The sequence below is a fragment of the Flavobacterium sp. N1736 genome, assembly GCF_025947065.1.
In the GTDB taxonomy this organism is placed as follows: domain Bacteria; phylum Bacteroidota; class Bacteroidia; order Flavobacteriales; family Flavobacteriaceae; genus Flavobacterium.
In genome coordinates this window covers 2,984,381-3,008,219 of the sequence record NZ_CP109994.1, presented here as the reverse complement: position 1 = coordinate 3,008,219, position 23,839 = coordinate 2,984,381, and the positions used below count along the sequence as shown (strand labels likewise).

At 33.0% G+C, this 23,839-nt stretch carries 14 protein-coding genes; 12 read left to right on the top strand and 2 right to left on the bottom strand.

The window, feature by feature from the left end:
* The first annotated feature begins 38 nt into the window (after positions 1-38).
* The 5 genes from OLM54_RS12740 (at position 39) to OLM54_RS12720 (ending at position 4,396) form a co-directional block, all read left to right on the top strand.
* On the top strand, positions 39-539 hold the full coding sequence (locus OLM54_RS12740) for a lipocalin family protein (protein ID WP_264534997.1): 501 nt from the start codon (positions 39-41) through the stop codon (positions 537-539).
* Between the two features lie 17 nt (positions 540-556).
* Positions 557-1,252, top strand: a complete 696-nt coding sequence (locus tag OLM54_RS12735) for an OmpA family protein (RefSeq protein ID WP_264534996.1) — start codon at positions 557-559, stop codon at positions 1,250-1,252.
* A 104-nt stretch (positions 1,253-1,356) separates the two neighbouring features.
* Positions 1,357-2,307, top strand: a complete 951-nt coding sequence (locus OLM54_RS12730) for an ABC transporter ATP-binding protein (protein WP_264534995.1) — start codon at positions 1,357-1,359, stop codon at positions 2,305-2,307.
* Between the two features lie 220 nt (positions 2,308-2,527).
* The gene (locus OLM54_RS12725) at positions 2,528-3,535 is read left to right on the top strand and encodes a 3-oxoacyl-ACP synthase III family protein (protein WP_264534994.1); all 1,008 of its coding nucleotides are present in this window, start codon (positions 2,528-2,530) and stop codon (positions 3,533-3,535) included.
* Positions 3,536-3,724: 189 nt separating this feature from the next.
* On the top strand, positions 3,725-4,396 hold the full coding sequence (locus OLM54_RS12720; RefSeq protein WP_264534993.1) for a copper homeostasis protein CutC: 672 nt from the start codon (positions 3,725-3,727) through the stop codon (positions 4,394-4,396).
* Positions 4,397-4,488: 92 nt separating this feature from the next.
* Here OLM54_RS12720 and OLM54_RS12715 read toward each other — a convergent pair whose 3' ends face one another.
* A complete protein-coding gene (locus OLM54_RS12715) occupies positions 4,489-6,897 on the bottom strand; it encodes a TonB-dependent receptor domain-containing protein (RefSeq protein ID WP_264534992.1) in 2,409 nt (802 codons plus the stop codon).
* A 311-nt stretch (positions 6,898-7,208) separates the two neighbouring features.
* On the opposite strand from OLM54_RS12715, the gene argS reads away from it, so the two are divergent.
* The 5 genes from argS to OLM54_RS12690 all read left to right on the top strand — a co-directional run bounded on the left by argS (position 7,209) and on the right by OLM54_RS12690 (position 19,269).
* The gene (gene argS, locus OLM54_RS12710; RefSeq protein ID WP_264534991.1) at positions 7,209-8,987 is read left to right on the top strand and encodes an arginine--tRNA ligase; all 1,779 of its coding nucleotides are present in this window, start codon (positions 7,209-7,211) and stop codon (positions 8,985-8,987) included.
* Between the two features lie 455 nt (positions 8,988-9,442).
* The gene (locus OLM54_RS12705; RefSeq protein WP_264534990.1) at positions 9,443-12,625 is read left to right on the top strand and encodes a SusC/RagA family TonB-linked outer membrane protein; all 3,183 of its coding nucleotides are present in this window, start codon (positions 9,443-9,445) and stop codon (positions 12,623-12,625) included.
* A gap of 4 nt (positions 12,626-12,629) precedes the next feature.
* Positions 12,630-14,078, top strand: a complete 1,449-nt coding sequence (locus OLM54_RS12700; protein ID WP_264534989.1) for a RagB/SusD family nutrient uptake outer membrane protein — start codon at positions 12,630-12,632, stop codon at positions 14,076-14,078.
* Positions 14,079-14,634: 556 nt separating this feature from the next.
* Positions 14,635-17,820, top strand: a complete 3,186-nt coding sequence (locus OLM54_RS12695) for a SusC/RagA family TonB-linked outer membrane protein (protein WP_264534988.1) — start codon at positions 14,635-14,637, stop codon at positions 17,818-17,820.
* 15 nt (positions 17,821-17,835) lie between these two features.
* Positions 17,836-19,269 (top strand): SusD/RagB family nutrient-binding outer membrane lipoprotein, encoded by a 1,434-nt coding sequence (locus OLM54_RS12690; protein WP_264534987.1) that lies wholly within the window; start codon positions 17,836-17,838, stop codon positions 19,267-19,269.
* 136 nt (positions 19,270-19,405) lie between these two features.
* Here OLM54_RS12690 and OLM54_RS12685 read toward each other — a convergent pair whose 3' ends face one another.
* Complete coding sequence (locus OLM54_RS12685) at positions 19,406-20,308, bottom strand: DUF6607 family protein (protein ID WP_264534986.1); 903 nt, start codon at positions 20,306-20,308, stop codon at positions 19,406-19,408.
* A 105-nt stretch (positions 20,309-20,413) separates the two neighbouring features.
* On the opposite strand from OLM54_RS12685, the gene OLM54_RS12680 reads away from it, so the two are divergent.
* The gene (locus OLM54_RS12680) at positions 20,414-22,525 is read left to right on the top strand and encodes a TonB-dependent receptor plug domain-containing protein (RefSeq protein ID WP_264534985.1); all 2,112 of its coding nucleotides are present in this window, start codon (positions 20,414-20,416) and stop codon (positions 22,523-22,525) included.
* Between the two features lie 17 nt (positions 22,526-22,542).
* Positions 22,543-23,625, top strand: a complete 1,083-nt coding sequence (locus OLM54_RS12675; protein ID WP_264534984.1) for an HmuY family protein — start codon at positions 22,543-22,545, stop codon at positions 23,623-23,625.
* Positions 23,626-23,839: the final 214 nt, after the last annotated feature.

Sequence of the window (23,839 nt, the reverse complement as noted above, 5' to 3'; positions counted from 1 at the left end):
TTAATCGTGTAAGTATTAACTTAAATAAAATGTATAAAATGAAGAAAATTATTTTCATTTGTATGATTTCCACCATGTTTTTTGCGTGTAAATCATCTTCGTCGACAGCTTCAACAGAGGCAACTACACTTTCAACTAAACTTGACAGACCTACTCAGGTAGCACTAAAAGGAAATTGGGTTCTTACTAATGTATCTTACCCAGGTTCTGATTATATCAAAGTTAATTCTTTTGATCTTGCAGATTCTAAATGCTTCATTGGAAGTACCTGGAATTTTATTTCAAATAATAATAAAGGAACAATGACTTTAAATGCACCAAGCTGTACTGCATTTACATCTCCAATCGTTTGGAGTATTAACAATCAGGGGCTTTTTGTTCTTAAAATTGTAGATCCGGGATTAAAATCAAAAAATGTTAAATCAGGATACTTGCTTAAAGTAGCGGGATTAAGTGATAATTCATTTCAGTTAATCGATAACATTAATGTTGGTGGACAAGTTAAGGATGTTACGTACCAATTTCAAAGAGCTAATTAATATAAAAAAGAATAAAGATGAAAAAGATAACAGTTTTAGGGTTGAGCAGTTTGCTTGTATTAGTTAGTTTATTTGCAAGTTGCGATTCAGTTAAAAATGCAAATAATACACAAAAAGGTGCCGGAATTGGTGTTGTTGCCGGAGGACTTATTGGTGGTATTTTAGGAAATAATTTAGGAAAAGGCGGTAACGCTGCTTTAGGTGCTGCAATTGGTGCTGCCGTTGGTGGTGGAACCGGTGCACTTATTGGAAACAAAATGGATAAACAGGCTCGTGAAATCGATCAGGCTTTACCCGGTGCAGATGTTGAAAGAGTAGGAGAAGGAATTCACTTAACTTTAAATGAAAATGCAGTTCGTTTTGATACTAACAAATCAACATTGACAGCTCAGGCAAAAGCAAATCTTGATAAATTAGTTCCTGTATTTAATGATTACGGAGATACTGATATTCAAATTTTTGGTTATACGGATAATACAGGTAAACCAGAATATAACTTGACTCTTTCTGGACAAAGAGCAGCTTCTGTTCAGGCTTATTTAGTAGCAAAAGGTTTAAAATCAAGCCGTTTTAAAACTTCAGGTTTAGGAATTGCTGATCCAATTGCAACAAATGATACTCCCGAAGGAAGAACTCAAAACCGTCGTGTAGAATTTTCAATTACTGCAAACGACAAAATGGTAAATGATGCTAAAGCAGAAGCCGGAAAATAGTTTTTGCTCACAATATAATTTTAAAAAAGCTGTTTCAATTGAAGCAGCTTTTTTTTTGACTTTAGAAATTAAACATTGTAAATTTGCTCTCTCAATTATAACTCATGCTCGACATAAAAAATATTTCTTTTTCGTATACTGATAAATCGGTTATTAATAACGTTTCTTTTACCATAGAAAAAGGTCAGAATATTGCTATTATTGGCGAAAGTGGCTGCGGAAAAAGTACACTGCTTAAACTCATGTATGGTTTATACGATCTTGATGAAGGTGAAATTTTTTATAACGGAACTCCGGTTTTAGGACCAAAACACAATTTGATTCCCGGAATGCCTTATATGAAATATCTGGCGCAGGATTTTGATTTATCTCCATTTGAAACCGTGGCAGAGAATGTTGGAAAGTTTCTTTCGAATGGTTTTGCAAACATGAAAAAACTTCGAGTTCAGGAATTATTAGAAATGGTCGAAATGGATCAGTTTTCTAACGTAAAGGCAAAGTTTTTAAGTGGAGGACAACAACAAAGAGTAGCTTTGGTGCGCGTTTTGGCTTTAGAACCAGAAGTTATTTTGCTTGATGAACCATTTAGCCAGATCGACGCTTTTCGTAAAAATGCTTTACGAAGAAATTTATTCCGATACCTGAAACAAAAAGGAATTACTGTTATTATTGCTACGCATGACAGTACAGATGCTTTGTCATTTGCAGATGAAGCGATTGTAATGCGAAACGGAGAAGTTATCATAAAAGATAATCCAACAAAAATTTACGAGAATCCTGAAACTAAATATGTGGCTTCGCTTTTTGGCGAAGTAAACGAAGTTGCTACACATTTATTGGTTTCTTATGAGGATGAAACACATAAAACATTAGTATATCCACATCAGTTTAAAATGGTTGCCGAATCTAATTTGCCGGTAAAAATTAGAAGAACTTATTTTAGAGGAAACCATTATTTAATAGAATCCGTTTACAAACGACAATTAATATTTTTTGAAAGTGAAATTGATTTACCGCTTGAAGAAAATGTTTTTTTAGCTTTAAATTATTTATAAGAAAACAAAAGCCATAAACAATAGAATATGTTTGTGGCTTTTTAGTTTATTGTTGTGTTTTTGTCTTAAAATCTGCTTTTCCTTCAATAAAATTATATTATCGACTTTATAATTAAACGATATTAAATTGCTAATAACGAAAAAAATAGTAATTTGTACGCTTATGTTTTAAAGTATACTTAAATTTGCAATCCAAATTTTTAACAAATAATAAAAGAATATGTATCATTCAAAAATAGCGGGCTTAGGATATTATGTTCCTTCTAATGTTGTAACGAACGAAGATTTGTCTAAAATAATGGAGACAAATGATGAATGGATTCAGGAGAGAACCGGAATTCAGGAGCGCAGACATATCATTCGTGGAGAAGATTCTACAACTACAATGGGAGTTAAAGCTGCTAAAATTGCAATAGAACGTTCTGGCGTAGCCAAAGAAGATATTGATTTTGTGGTTTTTGCGACATTAAGTCCGGATTACTATTTTCCGGGACCGGGAGTTTTAGTGCAGCGTGATTTAGGTTTAAGAACGGTAGGAGCATTAGATGTTAGAAATCAATGTTCAGGATTTGTTTACGCGATTTCTGTGGCAGATCAATATATTAAAACCGGAATGTATAAAAATATTTTGGTGATTGGTTCTGAAGTGCATTCAACTGGATTGGATATGACAACCCGCGGACGTGGTGTTTCGGTAATTTTTGGAGATGGAGCAGGAGCGGCTGTTTTAAGCCGTGAAGAAGATTTAACCAAAGGAATTTTATCAACTCATTTACATTCAGAAGGACAGCATGCAGAAGAGCTTGCTTTGCAGGCACCGGGAATGGGAGCACGCTGGGTAACGGATATTATTGCAGATAATGATCCAAATGATGAGAGTTATTATCCATACATGAACGGACAATTCGTATTTAAAAATGCAGTAGTTCGTTTTGCTGAGGTAATTAACGAAGGTTTAGAAGCAAATGGTTTACAGGTTTCAGATATTGATATGTTGATTCCGCATCAGGCAAATTTGAGAATTTCACAATTCATTCAAAATAAATTTAAGCTGACTGATGATCAGGTGCATAATAATATCCAGAAATACGGAAACACAACTGCAGCCTCTATTCCAATTGCTTTAACAGAAGCCTGGGAACAAGGAAAAATTAAATCTGGAGACACAGTTGTTCTGGCTGCTTTTGGTAGTGGATTTACATGGGCAAGTGCTATTATTAAATGGTAATCTAATTTGTCATGAATTAATATTTAAAACCTGCTCTTTTTAGAGCAGGTTTTTTTATAGTTTATGGTTTTGTTATGTAATTTTGTCATTGCGAGGAACGAAGCAATCGCATTTGCAGAGTTTGTAAATAGTAGTATGGTTGCTTCGTTCCTCGCAATGACCAACTTTAAGGAATATTTTTAAAATAAAATGAAAAAAAATCAACTTGAAATAGCGTGTTTTAATTACGAATCGGCATTGATAGCTCAGGAAAATGGGGCTGACCGAATTGAATTGTGCGAGAATATGCAGCTTGGAGGAACAACACCAAATTCGATTTTAGTGGTGAAAGTTCGCGAAATGCTTACTATTAAAATGCATGTGATCATAAGACCTCGCGGTGGAAATTTTGTTTATTCGGATGAAGAACTTACAGAAATGAAACAGGATATTAAACAGTATAAAAAACTGGGAGTTGATGGTTTTGTTTTTGGAATTTTAAAAAAGAACGGTCATGTCAACAAAAGACAAAATAAAGAATTAGTGCATTTGGCGCATCCTCTTTCCTGTACATTTCATCGCGCTTTTGATGTTGTGGCAAATGTAGAAGAATCTCTTGAGGATATAATTGATTGTGGTTTTAAAACCATTTTAACTTCTGGACAGGGAATAAATGTGGAAGAAGGAATTTTTACTTTAGAAAACATTCAAAAATTAGCCAAAGACAGAATCGAAATTATGCCCGGCGGCGGATTACGATCTTCAAATATTGAATTGCTTCAGGAAAAATTAGAACCTACATTTTTTCATTCATCAGCAATTACAGATAAAACGGAAACAGCAAATCCGGAAGAAATAAAAGAATTGAAGAATTTTTTATAAACTGATTCTTAAAATAAGAAAAGCCTGGAGTTGGCATACTCCAGGCTTTTCTTTTCTACAAGAACTATTAAAATCTACTACTAAAAGCGGGATTAAAACATTCCACCACCACCTTTATTAGTGTTATCTTCTCTTTGTTTACGTTGCAGGTTTTTAATTGTTGCACCTCCAAAGTTGTATGTTAATCCTAAATAAACAGTTTGACTTTCCCATTTAAACTGTCCTGCCTGAGGATAAGGATACATTGTGTCAAAAGCATATTTCATAGTATTAAAGACATCATTAAAACGTAAACTAATGTTCATTTTGTTGTCTAATAATGTATAACGCGAACCTATGTCCATTTTGTACATTTCATGGCTATTATTTTGCACTCCATCAACTGCGCCTCTGTAAAAACCGAATAATAAAAAGCTTAAACGTTTGTTTACTTTAAAGTTCGAATTCATACGACCATTAAATGCTGCCACAGTAACTGGTCGTTCCTTTGGTACGCTTACACCATTTTCATATAAAAACACAACTCCTCGTTGGTTGATGCTTGAGAAATCAATAGACGGTTGGATATCCCACCATTTTGTGATTTTGTAATTCAAAGAAACTTCAAAACCGTAAGCTGTATTGTGATCGTAGTTCGTAAAAGTCATAATTTGCTTGTTGCTGTTAGGCTCTGAATCGTCCGGATATAAAATTCGGCTAATTTGATCATTGATACTTCTAACAAAAACACCAGCAGTAAAACTTCCTTTTTCAAGCGTTTTAGTATAATTTACTTCAACAGAGTTTGTAAACTGAGGTCTTAATTCAGGATTTCCTAATGACGTTACTAACGGAGTCGAAAACTCACGAATAGGTTTTGTCTGTTCTAAACTTGGACGGTCAACACGACGGCTGTAACTTAGTTGGAAAGTGTTTTTCTCATTCAGATTATATGTTAAATAAGCCGATGGATATAACGTAATATAATCATCATCAAATTTTTCAAGACCGTGATTTAAATTTGCAGCTACTTTATAACTTTCAAAACGAGCACCTAATTGGTAGCTTAATTTTTTAAATTTCTGACCAAAAGTTACATAAGCAGAATAGATATCCGTATCATAAGTATAATTAGAAACCGGTAGTGCTGCAAGCGGATTTCCTGTAATATAATCATTACCTGTTCTGGTAATTCTGGCTTCTGCACCCGCTTCAAGAGTCGTTTTCTCGTTTAACGGATTTACATAATCAATATTCAAAGTGCTCAATTTTCGAGTACCTTTTATGTAATCATCATAAATAATGCTGTTTACAGTATTGTCAAGATTTGTTGTTTTAGTATCAAAAGAAGCATATTGAGTTTCTTTATTATCGCTGTAATTCCCTTCAAAATCTAAGGTATGTCCTTCTTTTTTAAAGATATGTTTGTACGCTAAATTATAAGTTCCAACCTGATCCGGACCTGTATATTTTGATTTTTGAAAGATATTTGAGATATTAGAATTTGATACGTTATTGTAATCAATATCAGTATCTACATATCCTTTACCGTCTGATTTATTTTGATTCGTATAAAACGACAATGTATTATGATCGTCGATTAAATAATCCATTCCAATTTTATACAAGTAGGAATCATTATCGTTTATAACATCAATTTTTTGAACAATATCCTGATCCATTCTTCTGATAAATCCATCATTGTAATAAGTACCAAAGTTTTGCCCCACATTTCCAAAGAAATTCACTTTTCCGGTTTTGTAGTTTAAATCTAAAGACTGATTGTATTTAGCCGTTTGACCAAAAGTGATTCCTCCGCTATAACTTCCGTTAAATCCTGTATTAGCATTTTTATGAAGAATAATATTGATGATTCCTGACATTCCTTCCGGATTGTATTTTGCACTTGGATTGGTGATTAACTCAATTTTTTTGATTGAAGTCGATGGAATTTGTTTTAACAATTGAGCCGGATCAATATTAGATGGTCTTCCGTCAATTAATACACGAACATTATCGTTTCCACGAAGAGAAAGTTTTCCGTCCTGATCTACGTTTACTGATGGAATATTGTTCATAATATCAGATGCAGAAGCTCCGGCAGTAGTCAAATCTTTTCCAACGGTAATTACTTTTCGGTCAATTTTTTGTTCTATTGTTGATCGTTCACTAACAATATTTACACCTTTTAGCTGCGTTGCTTCTTCTTCAAGAGAAACGTTAATTGTTGCTGTTTTTTTGTTATCACTTAAAATAACAGAACCAATATATTTTCTAAATCCAATGTATTGAATTTCGATCGTATAACTTTTTAAAGCTAAATTTTTAATTGTGAAATCTCCATTATCATCTGTGTTTACACCAGATACTACTTTTCCGTTGTCTTTAATCGAAACTGTTGCATACGATATTGGTGCGCTGTTTGCTTTTTCTACAATTTTTCCGGAAATGATTCCAGAATTTTGGGCTTGTGCTGTTGATATTACACCCAGTAATACAAACAGAAAGAATTTTAATTTCATAGTTTGGTAATGATTATTTGATTGATTGATGGTGATCTTTTTTGTGTAATATTTTTTCAATGGATGAATTTAAATTTCCTATAAGACTATTTTAACATAGATTTGTTACAAGAAATATTTAGTAAAAAAAATAATTTTTTGTAGTCGTACTGTTTTATAAGAGATTAGCATTTTAATTTTTTGATAATTTTAACAATTAAAACAGTTTGTTCTTTGAGAAATTCGAACTGTTTTATATTATTTTATATGTTTTTCGTTTTCTGTAATTGATGAATAAGCAGTATCTTTGCTCACTTTAAAAATAAGTTTACATGTCATTATCACAAATTCTTACACCTTCTATACAAAAAGCAATACAAGCATTATTTGATGTTACTGTTGATAAAATCGAATTTCAAACTACCCGAAAAGAGTTTGAAGGCGATATTACGATGGTAATTTTTCCTTTACTAAAAGTGATTAAAAGCAATCCTGCCGAATTAGGAAATAAAATTGGAAATTATCTGGTTGATAATGTTGACGAAGTAGCACGCTTTAATGTAGTTTCGGGCTTTTTGAATATTGTAATTGGAGATAGTTATTATTTGAATTTCTTTAATGAAATAAAAGACAATAATAAGTTTGGATATGTTGCTCCAAATAGTGATGATAAAGCTATTATGGTCGAATATTCGTCGCCAAACACCAATAAACCTTTGCATTTAGGTCACGTTCGTAATAACTTGTTAGGATATTCTGTTGCTGAAATTATTAAAGCTTCAGGTAAAAAAGTATACAAAACGCAAATCATTAATGATCGCGGAATTCATATTTGTAAATCAATGTTAGCCTGGGAGAAATTTGGAAAAGGAGAAACTCCGGAAAGTTCAAATTTAAAAGGTGATAAATTAGTTGGTAAATATTATGTTGAGTTTGATAAAGCTTACAAAGGCGAAATCAACCAATTAATTGAAACCGGAAAAACAGAAGAAGAGGCTAAAAAGCAAGCGCCAATTATTGTTGAAGCGCAGGAAATGCTTAAAAAATGGGAAGCTGGCGATGAAAAGGTAATTGCTCTTTGGAAAAAAATGAACGAATGGGTTTATGATGGTTTTGCCACAACTTATACCAATCTTGGAGTTAATTTTGATAAATATTATTACGAAAGCAATACGTATTTATTAGGGAAAGATGTTGTTCAGGTTGGTCTTGATAAAGGAGTTTTCGAAAAAGATCCTGATGGTTCAGTTTGGATAGACTTAACAGATGAAGGTTTAGATCGTAAAATCGTTTTGCGTTCTGATGGAACTGCGGTTTATATGACTCAGGATATTGGAACTGCAATTCAGCGTGTAAAAGATATGCCGGATGTTGGCGGAATGGTTTATACAGTTGGAAATGAGCAGGATTATCATTTTAAAGTATTATTCTTGATCCTGAAAAAACTTGGTTTTGACTGGGCTTCCAGTCTTTATCATTTGTCATACGGAATGGTTGATTTACCGTCGGGAAAAATGAAAAGCCGTGAAGGAACTGTTGTTGATGCCGATGATTTGATGCAGGATATGACAGATACAGCCAAACAAATTTCTGAAGATTTAGGGAAATTGGATAGTTATTCTGCCGAAGAAAAAGCGAAATTGTACAAAACAATTGGTCTTGGCGCTTTAAAATATTACATTCTAAAAGTAGATCCAAAAAAACGAATTTTGTTTAATCCTGAAGAATCTGTTGATTTTGCCGGAAATACAGGTCCGTTTATACAATATACATACGCGAGAATTCAATCGATTATTCGTAAAGCCGATTTTGATTTTTCTGCCAAAACCAATATCGAAGTGCTTCACGAAAAAGAAAAAGAACTGGTAAAACAAATCGAACTTTTTCCCGAAGTAATTCAAAATGCAGCACAAAATCATAGCCCGGCTTTAATTGCGAATTATACCTATGATTTGGTAAAAGAATACAATTCATTCTATCAGTCTGTTCATATTTTAGGAGAAACTGATTTAACAAAAAAGATATTCAGAGTACAGCTTTCTCAAAAAGTAGCCGAAGTAATTAAAGCTGCATTTACGTTATTAGGAATTGAAGTTCCGGAGAGAATGTAACAAAAAATAATGTTTACAATTAAAAGCCGATAGTTTTCAGACTTTCGGCTTTTTTTATGATTTAAATTCCCGTTTTTTAAATTAATATAAAATTGTAAAATACTGTTAATTAGTTGTTTAATTTTGGATACTTGTATTTTTAGTAGTAAATTTACTATATGACTAAATGGTTCTATTTAAGGGAACTTATTTTTTATTTTTATCTATTTTGAATTAGTAAGCTTTTAGTGAGAATAAAAGATGAAACCGTCTGAAACTGGGATTTTAGACGGTTTTTTTGTGTTTTAGAAATAGCGAATATCTTCAAATCTTCGTGAATAAGTTATGTTAACACAATTACTTTTTCGTAATAAAGCAAGTAAATTCATCGTTTTAAATTGTTAAACACTACAAAAATATTGTTAAAATTGTTATTTTTTAATAATTTGCATGAATAACCTTAAACAATAATAGTAATGAAACAAAAATTAAAAGGATTTGTAATATTTCTTTTAATGCTATCTCAAGTAGCATTTTCACAAGAAAGAACTGTTTCAGGAATTGTTTCTGATAACACCGGAATGCCAATTCCGGGTGTTACCGTATCAGTTAAAGGAACAAAAAATGCAACACAAACTGATTTTGATGGGAAGTACTCGATAAAAGCTTCACCAGATCAAATTTTGCTATTTACCTACATTGGTATGAAAGCAAATGAAGAACCTGCATCATCGACCATTGTTAATGCAAAATTAGTTGGAGATGCTCTAGAACTTGAAGGCGTTGTTGTAGTTGCTTTTGGTACTCAAAAAAAATCTGAGATTACCGGTGCCGTTACTAAAATTGATGCCAAAGCATTAGAAAATACTCAGGCTTCAAATGCCATTCAATCTTTAACAGGTAAAGTTGCGGGTGTACAAATTAGTGCTAATTCAGGACAACCGGGAGATCCTCCCCAAGTACGATTTAGAGGTATTGGATCTATTTCATCATCAAATGCACCTTTGTATGTTGTTGATGGTTTTCCTTATAATGGAGACATAAACGCTATAGCAACTCAGGATATTGAATCTATAAGTTTTCTTAAAGATGCGTCATCAAATGCATTGTATGGAAGCAGAGGAGCAAACGGGGTTATTATTGTAACTACTAAAAAAGGAAAAAAAGGACAGCTAAAAGTAACTTATGAAACTAAAATAGGGGTAAACTCAAGAGCGGTTCCTGAATATGATATGATTACTGATCCGGGAGAATATTATAAAGTCGTTTACAACAGAATAAGAAACGGATTAATTTATGATGGAGAAAGTAATACTGATGCATCAAACATAGCAGCACAAACCTTAATTACGGGTGACACGTATTCGTTAGGATATAACAATTATAATGTGCCGGATGATCAGGTTATAAACCCAACTACGGGACAACTTAATCCAAATGCCAAATTATTATATCATGATGACTGGTCTAAAGAATTGTTTAGAGACGCTACCAGAACGGAACATTTTTTAAGTTTATCAGCAAGTACAGAAAATCTTAGTTCGTATTTATCTGTAGGTTATCTTAAAGATAATGGTTACACCATAAATTCAAATTTTAAGCGTGCAACCGTTCGAGCAAATGTAGATTATAACGTGAACACAAAAATAAAAGTTGGAGCAAATATAAACTTTGCCAATACAGATCAAAATGCACCAATTTCTCAGGTAGGATCTGCTACGTATAGTAATTTATTTAGCTGGGCAAGAAATATTGCACCAATATATACCATCTGGCAAAGAGATGCGAATGGAAATATAATTTACCAGGATGGCGCTCCGGCATATGAGTTTAATAAAACAGGAGTTCGCCCTTATGGAGGAAATCTAAATCCTTATGCAACGACTTTGTTAAACACCAATTTAAATGAAGAAAATAAGTTTGGAGCAAGAGGATATGTTTCTGTTGATTTCTTAAAAGATTTTAATTTTAGATATAATCTTGGATATGATTTATTGGCAGGATATTATTTAAACACAACAACCGGAGAAGGTGGAGATGATATGGGCGTAAATGGTAGAAATTCTACAGCAACATCAAACGATTATACCATAACAAACCAACAGCTTTTGTCCTGGAAAAAAACCTTTGGAAGCCACACACTTGATATTCTTGTTGGTCATGAATCATCAGACTATAAATCAAAAATGCTTGCGGGTCAAAAATCAGGAGCCGTTATTCCAAACTTGCCTATTTTGAGTAATGCAACTAAATATGTATATGTAGACGGATACAATGATTTATATAAAGTCGAAGGTTATTTCTCAAGATTAAACTACAATTACAAAGAGAAATATTTTATTAATGGTAGTTTTAGAAGAGATGGTTCATCTGTATTTGCACCTGAAAACAGATGGGGTAATTTCTACGGTTTTGGAGCCGCATGGTCTATTTTAAAAGAATCTTTCTTTCCTAAATCTAAAGTAATTACTGATTTAAGAATTAAAGGAAGTTACGGTGAACAAGGAAATGATAATATATTCTATCCTGCAACATCGCAAATAAGCCATCGTTCTTATTTTGGAAGCGCAAGAAATTACTATGCCTATCAAACGCAATATGAAATAGTACCTGATGCTGACGGAAACGCAAGTGTTCTTACCGTATATCAGGGAAATAGAGATATTAAATGGGAGAAATCGCAAAATATGAATGTTGGTTTTGAAATTGAATTATTCAACAGAGTTAATATCGAAGCAGAATATTTTGAACGAAAAGTAAGTGATCTGATCTACAACCGACCAAATTCACCATCAACCGGAGTTTCTTTTGTTACAGAGAATATTGGTGACATGAATAACAAAGGTGTAGAGGTAAACTTAGGAATTGATGCCATTAAAACGGAAGACATCGATTTTAATATTTGGGTAAATGGAACACATTACAAAAATGAAATAACAGCATTGCCAAAGCCTTTTACAAATGGAATATTCCGTTTTGAAGTTGGTGCTCCTGCGTATGCCTATTATTTAAGAGAATTTGCCGGCGTTGATAAAACAAATGGAGATGCATTGTGGTATATGGATGTAAAAGATGCTTCAGGAAACGTAACGGGCAGAACTACAACAAATGTTTATGGAAATTCAACCCAATATTTAAGTGATAAAGATGCAAATCCAGACGTTTACGGTGGATTTGGAACTGTATTTAGATATAAAAACATAACTTTTCAGGCAAGTTTTGCGTATCAGTTTGGCGGATATATGTTTGATGGAGTTTATCAGACTGCCATGTATTCCGGCTCTGACAATATTGGACAAAATTATCATAAAGATGTAGAAAAAGCATGGTCTGTTGATAATCCAAATTCTGATATTCCAAGAATTGATCATATTTCGACCCTGCAAATGTCTGCTTCAGATTACTTCTTAATTAAATCCGACTATTTAAGTATTCAGGATATTTCCTTGTCTTATGATTTTAAAAACAGCAGACTTTTGGATCTTGGAATTCAATCTACAAAATTTAGTTTAATGGGATCTAATTTAGCATTATGGTCAGAAAGAAAAGGGATGGATCCAAGACTAAACAATCTGGGCTCAAGAACGAATAACGGACAGTCATTGAATGTTTATGGGGTAATGAGAACAGTTTCATTTGGTTTAACAGTAAATTTCTAAAAACATGAAAAAAATAATTATACTTACCTTATCCTTGTTAATATCGACAAGTTGTGAGAAAGAATTTCTTGACACAGTACCTGAATCAACTATTAACGATGAACAGCTTGCTACATCTGCGGCAGCAAATGCGGCAATTATAAATGGAGTTTATTCTGCACTTCGATCTTATGGTTTGTCTGTAGCCGGTAACCACGAAGATTATGGGCACAAATCGATACTTGTAGCGACAGATATGATGTCAAACGATATGTTAATGACCAAATCAAGCTGGTATGCTTCTTTTTATAATTATTTAGGAAGACAGCAAACAAACACCAGATCCAGATTGGCATGGAGCGTTTATTATCCACAAATTAAAACTCTAAATGTTGTATTAACCGCAGTTCCGGCTGAGGCGGCAATTACTGATGATTTGAAAAAAATTAGAGGAGAAGCTTTAACTTTAAGAGGCTATTTCTATTTTATGCTGGCACGTATATATGGACCAACATATATTGGAAATGAAGATGAACTTTCTGTACCACTTTATACTGCAGTAACATTAGATGGCGCTCCTAGAGCAAAAGTTACCGAAGTTTATGCCGTTATAGAACATGACTTATTAGAATCTATTGCTTTATTAGATGGTATTCCTTCTTCTGGCACAGCCGCCGTAAACCAAAGTGTTGCAAAAGCTTTTTTAGCCGATGTTTATCTTGAAATGGGAAAATATGCACAAGCAGCTCCACTGGCACATGATGCAAGACAAAATTATCCATTGTTGACACAAAGTGAATGGTTAAATGGTTTTTACGATCTTTCACTTAATAAGGATGTAATGTGGGGGGCAACTATAACTTCGGCACAAAGTACTTTCGTGGCCAGTTTCTTTTCTCATTTTGATAATACAAATGATTCCGGATATGCAGGTGGTTTGCAGGTTTATAAAAACATAGATAAAAATCTTTACAATAGTATCTCAAATACAGATTTTAGAAAAACTGCTTTTGTAGCACCGGGAGGAAATGCAACTTATCCTGCACTGCCTGAATATGCTAATATTAAATTTAGAGATCCAACGATAGATTCAGGAGATTATATCTATTTAAGATCTGCTGCATTATATTATATTGAAGCAGAAGCCCTTGCCAAAGCAGGAAATGAGCCGGCAGCAAGACAAGCCTTGTATGATATTACGATAACAAGAGATCCGGCCTATGTGCTATCTGTAAATAGTGGTGCTGCCTTAATAAATGAAATTATTCTTCAAAAAAGAATTGAATTATGGGGAGAAGGATATGCCTGGTTTGATATGAAACGTTTGGGCGTTGCCCTTACGAGAGATTATCCGGGCTCCAATCATCCTGCATTTGGAAAACTGAATATTCCTGTTGGAGATAACAGATTTATATTTCAGGTTCCGCAAGCAGAAATTGATGCAAATCCATTAATTGAGCAAACTCCTTTGTAATTTTATAGCAATTCTAGTATTTAAAATAAAAGCCGATAGTTGTAAAACTATTGGCTTTTTTTATTGCTTTTTGAACTTATTGTACCAAATTAAAACTTATATCAAGTCGTATTTTTGCTACAGATTTATTACAGCCTCATTGATATATAAAATTTCAAAAATGACTCCTTATATTTATTTTTAACTATTTTGAATTAGTAAGCTTTTAGAAGAAAGTGATAAAAGGATTAAACCGTCTAGACTTGATTTAGACGGTTTTTTTATTATCATAATTCTCTTTTAAATAATTTATAATTTTTGCTAAATGCTGAAACCATAAAATAATGACGTCTTTATGTTTTTATTTAAGCTTTTTGATTTTAGAGTTATTCTTACAAAACTAATTTCAATTATCAATGGTAAAAGCCTTCAGATCAATAACTTCTCTTTTGTTTCTCTTCAAAATATTTATTTATGTAATATAATTATTATATTTTATATTGTTAAATAAAATAAAATTCTTGTTAAAATTATTATTTTGTGATAAGTTGCACCCTTAAATCAAAAAATCAAAATAATGAAACAAAACTTAAAAGGATTTATGGTGCTTTTTTTTGTACTTGCTTTGCAATTAACATTTGCGCAAGAAAAAGCAATTACAGGAACAGTTTCAGATAATGCAGGAATTCCTTTACCAGGAGTAAGTATTTTAGTTAAAGGGACAAAATCAGGAACACAGACTGATTTAGATGGAAAATATTCTATCAAAGCAGAATCAAAACAAATTTTAATATTTAGTTATATCGGAATGAAAACCCAGGAAGTAACTGCAAATTCTTCAGTTGTAAATATTAAACTAAAAGATGAATCTGTAGAACTTGAAGGTGTTGTAGTAACTGCATTAGGAGTTAAGAAAAGCACACGTGCCCTTGGATATGCTACTCAGGAAGTAAAGGCAGCAGACCTTACCAGAGCAAATAACAATAGTCTTTCTGGTGCTTTACAAGGTAAGTTAGCAGGTGTACAAATCACTTCTTCCAGTGGTGCTCCGGGAGCTTCTTCTCAAATTGTAATTCGTGGTGCTCGTTCTTTTACCGGAAACAATACTCCTCTATACGTTATTGATGGTATGCCCGTAGCATCGCAGCCTGATTTTAGCACAGGTAATGGCGTGACCGGATCTGATGTTGCTAATAGAGCTGTGGATATTGATCCAAACGAAATAGAGTCAATAAACATTTTGAAAGGACAAGCTGCATCTGCTTTATATGGACTAAGAGCTTCAAATGGTGTAATTTTAATTACAACAAAAAGTGGAAAAAACTTAGCTCAAAGCGGTAAACCTGTTATTACTTTTAATACTTCTGTAAGTTTTGAAACAATTTCAAAAAAACCGGATACCCAAAATGAATATGCACAAGGTTCTGATGGAATATTCAATCCAAATGCTTCAATGAATTGGGGACCAAAAATTTCAGAATTGCCAAATGACCCCGTTTACGGAGGAAATGTTGCCAATGCAAATAATGGAGGTGTTCTAAGACCGGGTAAATATTTTGTACCCCAAAGAGTAAAAGCCGGTCTGGATCCATGGATTGCTCCAAAAGCTTATAATAATATTGATGATTTTTTCAATACTGGATTTACGATTAATAATTCCTTAAATATTGCTCAGGCAACAGAAAAAACGAATTACTCTTTTGGTATCGGAAATTCTAAACAAGATGGTATTATTCCTGAAACAGGAATGAACAGATATACCGTAAAAGCTGTTGTAGACACAAAATTAAATAATGAATGGAAAACGGGTTTCTCAGTAAACTATGTGCAAACTAAAATAGATAAGAGTACTGCTGCAAATGATGCTGCTATAGCAGGTGTGTTTGCTGCCCCCAGGAGTTACGACTTAAAAGGAAACGGCTATGCATCTCCAACAAACCCTTATGACCAAATTTATTTCAGACCAAACGTTTTCAATAATCCTTATTGGGCAGCTAAAAACAATGAGTTTAGCGAAAAAACGAATCGTGTTTACGGAAATGGATATGTTCAATATTCTCCTGTTATAAGTGAAAACGGTGATCAGAAACTAACCGTTAAATACCAGGCAGGTGTAGATTCATGGACAACCAATTATAGAGATATTTTTGAGTTTGGAAATAAACTTGATCTATCCGGACAAAGTAGTAGTGCCCATCTTTATGGTACAACAAATGATGTGATTAACTCTCTATTGACAATAAACTATAACTTAAATATTACTGACGATTTTAATTTAAATGTTTTGGCTGGAAATGAATACAATCATCAAAACACTAAAGAATATGATGACCTTGGAACTGCTTTCAACTTTGGCGGATGGCCTACAATTGCTAATGCAAGAACAGTAACAGCTGAAGAATATCGAAGACAAAAACGTACTGTTGGTTTTTTTAGCAATGTTGAGTTTTCATATAAGAATATGCTTTTCCTGGGAGCCACTATACGCAAAGATATTGCATCATTTATGCCACGAGGAAATAGAGATTTTGTTTATCCATCGGCTTCTCTGGGTTTTGTGATAACAGAATTAGAAGGGTTAAAAGGAAAATCTTTTCTTTCTTATGCCAAACTTAGAGGATCGATTGCTGAAGTAGGACAAGCAGGAGATTACATTGGCAACTATTATGCAGCTCCTGATTATAGAGGCGGATTTTGGTCAGGAACTCCTATAAGCTATCCATTATCGGGAGGTGTAAGTTCGTTTATTCCTTACGGTATTCAATACGATTCGAATCTAAAACCACAAAATACAAAATCGTATGAAATAGGAGCAGACTTAAAGTTTTTCAACAACAGAGTTGGAATTGATTATACTTACTCTGAACAAAAATCAAAAGATCAAATTTTCAACGTTCCATTAGCAGGTTCAACCGGAGCGAGTTCTCTTGTAACAAATGGCGGAGAAATGCTTAACAAAGTACACGAATTAACTTTAACTGTTAATCCAATACGTACAGCAGATTTTAACTGGACATTTAATGTGAACTTCTCAAAAATAGATTCTTATGTCCAAAAGTTAGCAGATGGTGTAGACAATATCTTTTTAGGCGGATTTACAACACCACAGCTTAGAGCCAGTGTTGGAGATCGTTTTCCGGTTATTTATGGTACAAGCTTTGCCAGAGATGACAAGAACAACATTATAGTAGACAAAAACGGTCTTCCTATGGCTGGTGGATTAAAAGCGTTAGGAGAAGTTGCACCTAAATTTACTTTAGGAGGATCTACTCAGTTAACATACAAAAGAGTTTCATTAGGAGCTGTTGTTGATTGGAAAAATGGAGGAAAAATGTACAGCGGATCAAACAACTTAATGAACTATTATGGTGTAGACGCAAGAACGGCAGACAGGACTTCTGAATTTGTATACCCGGGTGTTAAAGAAGATGGAACTCCTAATGACATCATTATAGGCGGAACAAGGGATGTAGGAGAGCAGAAGCTACAAGCAGCCTTAAATGGTATAGCAGAGTCAGCTGTATTTGATGCAAGTTTTGTAAAATTAAGAGAAGTTAGTTTAGGCTATCAATTTCCTAAATTATTGAATAACACAGTAGATCTTAGGGCTTCTGTTTTTGCAAGAAACATTTTGTTATGGTCTAAAATGCCAAACCTTGATCCGGAAGCAACACAAGGAAATAATAATTTTTCTGGTGGATTCGAACAATGGTCAATGCCACAAACTAAAAGCATTGGTTTTGGGATGAACTTTAAATTTTAATTAAAAAAAAATCAAATGAAGAATATAAAAATAACAATAACAGCTTTACTCGCATTATTTTTATTCCAATCTTGTTCTGAGGACAAAATGGATGACATAAATAAGAATTTGAACAATCCTACAGATATGGCTGCCCGCTTAATCATTACTGATGTAATGGTAAATTCTGCTTTCACTGTAACTGGTGCTGATGATTCATTTTATGCAGGAATTTACTCTGAATTAAATGCAGGAAATCATAACCAAATGTATGATGCACAAGTTAGACGAAATGAACCGCAATTATCTTCGACTTACAGCAATGGGTGGGATAATAGCTACTCACAACTAAAAGCATTAGGGATAATCATTGATAAATGTTCGACAGGAAATGAACAAGGAAATTATCAAACATTAGGTATCGCTCAGATCTTATTAGCTTATAATTTAGCTGTTCTTACAGATCTTTTTGGAGATGTCCCTTATACGGAAGCAGGAAAACCAGGGATAATTTTCCAACCAAAAGTTGACAAGCAAGAATATATATATCTGGACATCTTTAAAAGATTAAATGAAGGTATTGCCAATCTAAACAAAACAACAACTTATGCAAGTTTAGGAAAACAGGACGTAATTTATGGTGGAAATTCAGCAAAATGGATAAAAGCAGCAAATGGTTTATTAGCAAGATACACTATGAGATTATCGCTTAGAAATGCTGATTACCAAGGTGTAATTGATTATGTAAGTGCTTCTTTTACTAATGTTGATGACGAATTAAAACTTGTAAATAGCAGCGTTCCAAATCCTTATGCCAGATTCCAATTAGATAGAGCTGCTATAAGTGTTGCTAAAAGTTTTTACGACATTATGGTTGCTAATGGACCAGCCGATGCCCGTACTACTGCATTTTTTACAAAAAAAGATGGAATAGTTGTTCCTTTTGACAATTCAAAAGCAGATGTAGAAGGACAAGGCTTATATTCTATCTCAGCACTTATGAATGAAAGAAACCCAATTTACCTACTAAGCTACCATGAACTATTATTCCTGAAAGCCGAAGCTGAAGCCAGATTAAGTCTTCCTGAAGCGCAAACAACTATGAATGCTGCCATAAAAGCTGCGTACAATAAAAAGCAAGAGATTATATTTACAGATGCTCAGGCAGATACCTACATTGCTTCTATTGGAACATTAACTGGTAATACGTTATTGAAAAAAATAATGGTAGAAAAACATATTTCTTTTTACGAAAACGAAGGCATTGAATGTTATAATGATATTAGACGTTTACAAGCATTGGGTAATGGCGACCTTATCCCTATGGTAAACCCAAAACCTGAATTATTCCCACAAAGATTTGCTTATGGTCAATCTGATGTTGCTTCAAATTCAAATATTAAAGATCTATACGGAGATGGTTCGTATGTATATAAAGAAAAAGTTTGGTGGGCTGGGGGAACTAGATAATAGTATTCTTTAAATCAAAAAAATTATAAAAGGCATTCATATTACGATAGATGATTTTTACTATCTTAATTATAATTAAAAGAAAAAAGCCGATAGTTCTAAAACTATCGGCTTTTTTACAACTAACACAAATATTTTATTTTACAAACTTGTTGATGATGGCATCAGTCTCTGCTTTTGTAGCGTCTGGTTTTAAATCAAACAAAAGAGAATAAAGCGCTTTTCTATCCACTTTAGCTTCTAAGTTTAAGTCCTGATGTCTGTCAAAAAGAGTTTGCCATTTGTCACGAACGTTTTTCCAAAGTGCATTGTTCTCTTTCCACCATTTTTGGCCTGCTATACATTTAATATCCGGAACTTTAGTATAAATGTCCATTCCTTTTTCTTCCGCTAATAAAACATCTTTTCCGCTGTCATCTCTAATCAATTTAGCGTTGTCTTGTTCATGATTCCATCCTGTAGCAGTAATTTCATGAATGTTTCTTCTTTTTAAAACATTATAGTCATTACGTTTTGTTTGCTCTCTTCTTGGTAAAGGCGCATCAGCAACATTTGACCAGTAATCTTGTCCGTCAACATGAACCCAAGTCGAAGATCCTTCATATCTCGGACTATCATCTACCTGATATACTTTTTGAGTCCATTGCCCTTTTACAGCTTTCTTATCTAATTTTTTGTATTTCCAGGAAGTTCCTTTGTCAAATGAATATAAGTCAGTGTTTTCATATAACCAATCTTGTCTCCAGTGTTTGATAATCATATCATCGCTTACAATCAATAAATGCTGCATTACGATTTTATTTGGAGTGTCTTCCAGTAATTCTACCCATTCTAAGGCAGATTCATGTTTAGTCTCAGATGGTTTGTAAGTAAGACTATCCTTAGGATATTGAAAAGTTTCTGTAAAATTAAATTTCACTTCATAACAACCACACATTGATTTAATTGATTTAATGTCTTGTTGTTTTTTGTCCTGACTGAAACCAAGGCTACAAGTCAAAGCCATTACGGCCGAAAAATAGAGGCTTTTTGAAATCATAACTTATTATTTTGTTTTAAAATTTTTCGCAAATATATAAATTTTATTTAGAACAAATAAAAATAGTTTATATATTTGCGCCATTATTAAGACTGAATAAAAATAATGAAAATCAAAATTACCCTTTTTACAGCGTTTCTTCTTTGCCAAATTTCTGTTGCGCAGGAGAAAGATACTACGGCAGTAAATAAACTTTCAGAAGTTGTTGTTACCGGACAATTTGAACCACAATCTATTAAGAAATCAGTTTTTAATGTTCGTGTAATCTCAAGTCAGGACATAAAAAATTTAGCAGCGAATAATTTAGCAGATGTATTAAATCAATATCTGAATATTACAGTAAGACCAAGCGGAACAACGGGACGTTCTACAGTTTCGTTATTTGGATTAGATGCTCAGTATTTTAAAATTTTAGTAGATAATATACCATTGGTAAACGAAGCGGGTTTAGGAAATAATACAGATCTGTCGCAAATAAACCTCAATGATGTTGATCATATAGAAATTGTCGAAGGCTCTATGGGAGTTAGTTACGGAGCCAATGCCGTAAGCGGTGTTTTGAATATTATTACAAAAAAATCGTCTAAGTATAAATGGGATATCAATGCTTCGATACAAGAAGAAACAGTAGGTAATGAATACTCTCTTTTTGATAAAGGACGTCACATTCAATCTTTGCGCGTTGCTCATACATTCAATAAAAACTGGTTTGTAAGCGTTGGTGCAAATAGAAATGATTTTCAGGGTTTTTTAGATGAAAGAAATGGAAAAGATTACATTGAAACTGATTTTACACGTGGTTATAGCTGGTTACCAAAAGATCAGTTAAACGGAAATGCTTTGATATCATACCATAAAGACAACTTTAGAATTTTTTACAAATTTGAATATTTAGATGAAAAAGTAGATTTTTATAATAGTACAGTACAGTCTAATTATACTCCTGCATTAGGATCTTATCGTTATGCTGATGATATTAGATATTTTACTAACAGATATTTTCATAATTTAAATGCAACCGGTTCAATATTTTCTCAGTTGAATTATAATGTTTCTGTTACCCATCAAAAACAACAGCGCGAAATAGAGAATTTTAGATATTATTTATATACTAAAACCGAAGGGTTGAATGTTACCGAAAAAGATCAATCCATGGAAGTTCTTTCGTCTACAGGAACTTTAAATAATTTCTTCTCAGATAAAACAATTGATTTACAGTTAGGATATGAGTTTGTAAATAATAAAGGTTTTGCACTTGTTCAGAAAGAAAATAATATCATAACTCCGGTTCATAAAACACTCGAAAACTATGATTTTTTTGTGTCTTCAGAAATTATGGCAACAGATCGATTTTCTATAAAACCGGGATTGAGATTTTCTGCACAATCTAAATTTAAAAATCAATACGCATCTTCTATTGCATTAAGATATTTATTTAATAAAGGAGTTGAACTTAGAACTTCTTATGGAAATGGTTTTAGAACACCAAATTTTGAGGAATTGTACGCAAACCAAATTTTTGACGGACACTTCTTTGCAGGAAATGAAGATTTAATTCCGGAAACCAGCACTTCTTATGAAGCAAGTTTGAAAAAATTTACATCACTTTCTTCAGGTTTGCAAATTTCAAGCACATTTTCGGGAAGTTATTTAGATGTTAATGATCGAATTGATATGGCATTTATACGTAACAATCCTAATACCGGAACTCCAGAAAATCAATACATCAATATTAGTAAATACAAAATGTGGAATTTCTCGACAATGAATCAATTTCGAATAAATAATTTGACATTCAATGTTGGGGCTGCATTAGTAGGTGTTTCTCAAAAAATTGACAATTTGCTAATAGTTTCCGATGATAAATTTCTTTATTCATTCAATTTAAATGCCAGCTTTTCATATAACATTCAGAAGTGGAAAACAATTGTTTCAGGATATTACAAATACAACGGCAAAACGCAACAATATGTTCTTGGAAGCGGAGAATATGTATTGTCTGAAATAGATCCAAGTAATTGGTTTGATGCCTCTATCAGAAAGAATTTCTTTAAAGACAAATTCGAAGTAACTGTAGGAGCACGAAATATTTTTAATATAACAGATGTAAACAGAACAAGAACAAGTGAGGGCGCTGGGCATGCAACAGCATCGACATTAATGCTTGCTTACGGACGTTCTTACTTTTTAAAATTAGCATATAACCTTAATCTTTAATATAAAACAGAAATACAATGAAAAAATTATTAGTACTCTCATTCGCATTTTTATCTCTTGTAGCGTGTTCAAGTGATGACGATACTCCGGTAGTTGAAATCCCAACAGTTGGAGCAACCTTACAGCCGGCAGTTGGCGGAGCAAATCAGCCAAATCAAGTTTACCTTGATTTAAGTTCTGAAGAATCTAAATCAGTAAACAGAGAAGCCTGGGATTTCGGTTTTTCAACTGGTGCAGATTTTAGAGTTGTCCTAAACGGATCAGTTAAAATGGCTGTAAAAAAATTAGAAACTTCAGATATTACTTTATCACAAGTAATCGATGCTAATGTTTCAGTTGGAGCGGGTGAAACCCTTGCATCAAATGGATATGTTGATAATCCAACAGGTGTTTTGGCTGGTGCCGGTGCAGGAATTGGAACTGCAATTGCAGAAATTTCAGCTACAGATGCAGATAACAAAGTATATTTAGTTAATCTTGGTTTTAAAGTTTCAACAACTAAACCTGCAACTGGTTCAGTTAGTGTAGATGGTGATTCAAGAGGATGGAAAAAAGTTAGAATATTAAGAAGCGGAAACGGATATAAAATTCAATATGCAGATTTAACGTCTACTACTTTTACAGAAAAAACAATTTCAAAAGATACTGATTTTAACTTTACATTTTTCAGTTTAGCAACAGGAAATACAGTTTCTGTTGAGCCACAAAAGGCAAAATGGGACTTAAACTTCACTGTGTTTACTAATTATTTAAATGCTGGTTCAGAAGTTACTTACGGATATTCTGATTTTATTACAACAAATTCAAAAGGAGGAACTCAGGCTTACCAGGTTTTAGCAACGGCTGATGTAACGTATGCAGCTTTTACTAAAGCAAATGTTACTGAATCAAACTTTACTGCATCTATAACTGATCAAAGAGCAATTGGGGCTAACTGGAGAAGTGGTGGTGGACCAACTACTTTACCAAGTGTAAGAACAGATCGTTTTTATGTAGTTAAAGATGCTGCAGGAAACTATTATAAAGTTAAATTTCTTGCTATGACAAACGAAGCAGGAGAAAGAGGGCATGTTACTTTAGAGTACGCAATCTTAAAATAATATAAAAATATTAAAAAAATATAAGATTAATTTAGCCATTATTGGTTTCAGTTTTTAAACTTTAAAACCTATGTTATAATATAATGGACTAAATTTTAGTTAATCATTAGCTTTGTTTTTTTTATTTTTTTTGAAAGAGATCAGATTTATCTGATCTCTTTTTTTATTGTTAAAAAGAACGATAGATTAATGTTTAATTCTATATTTGCAGGTA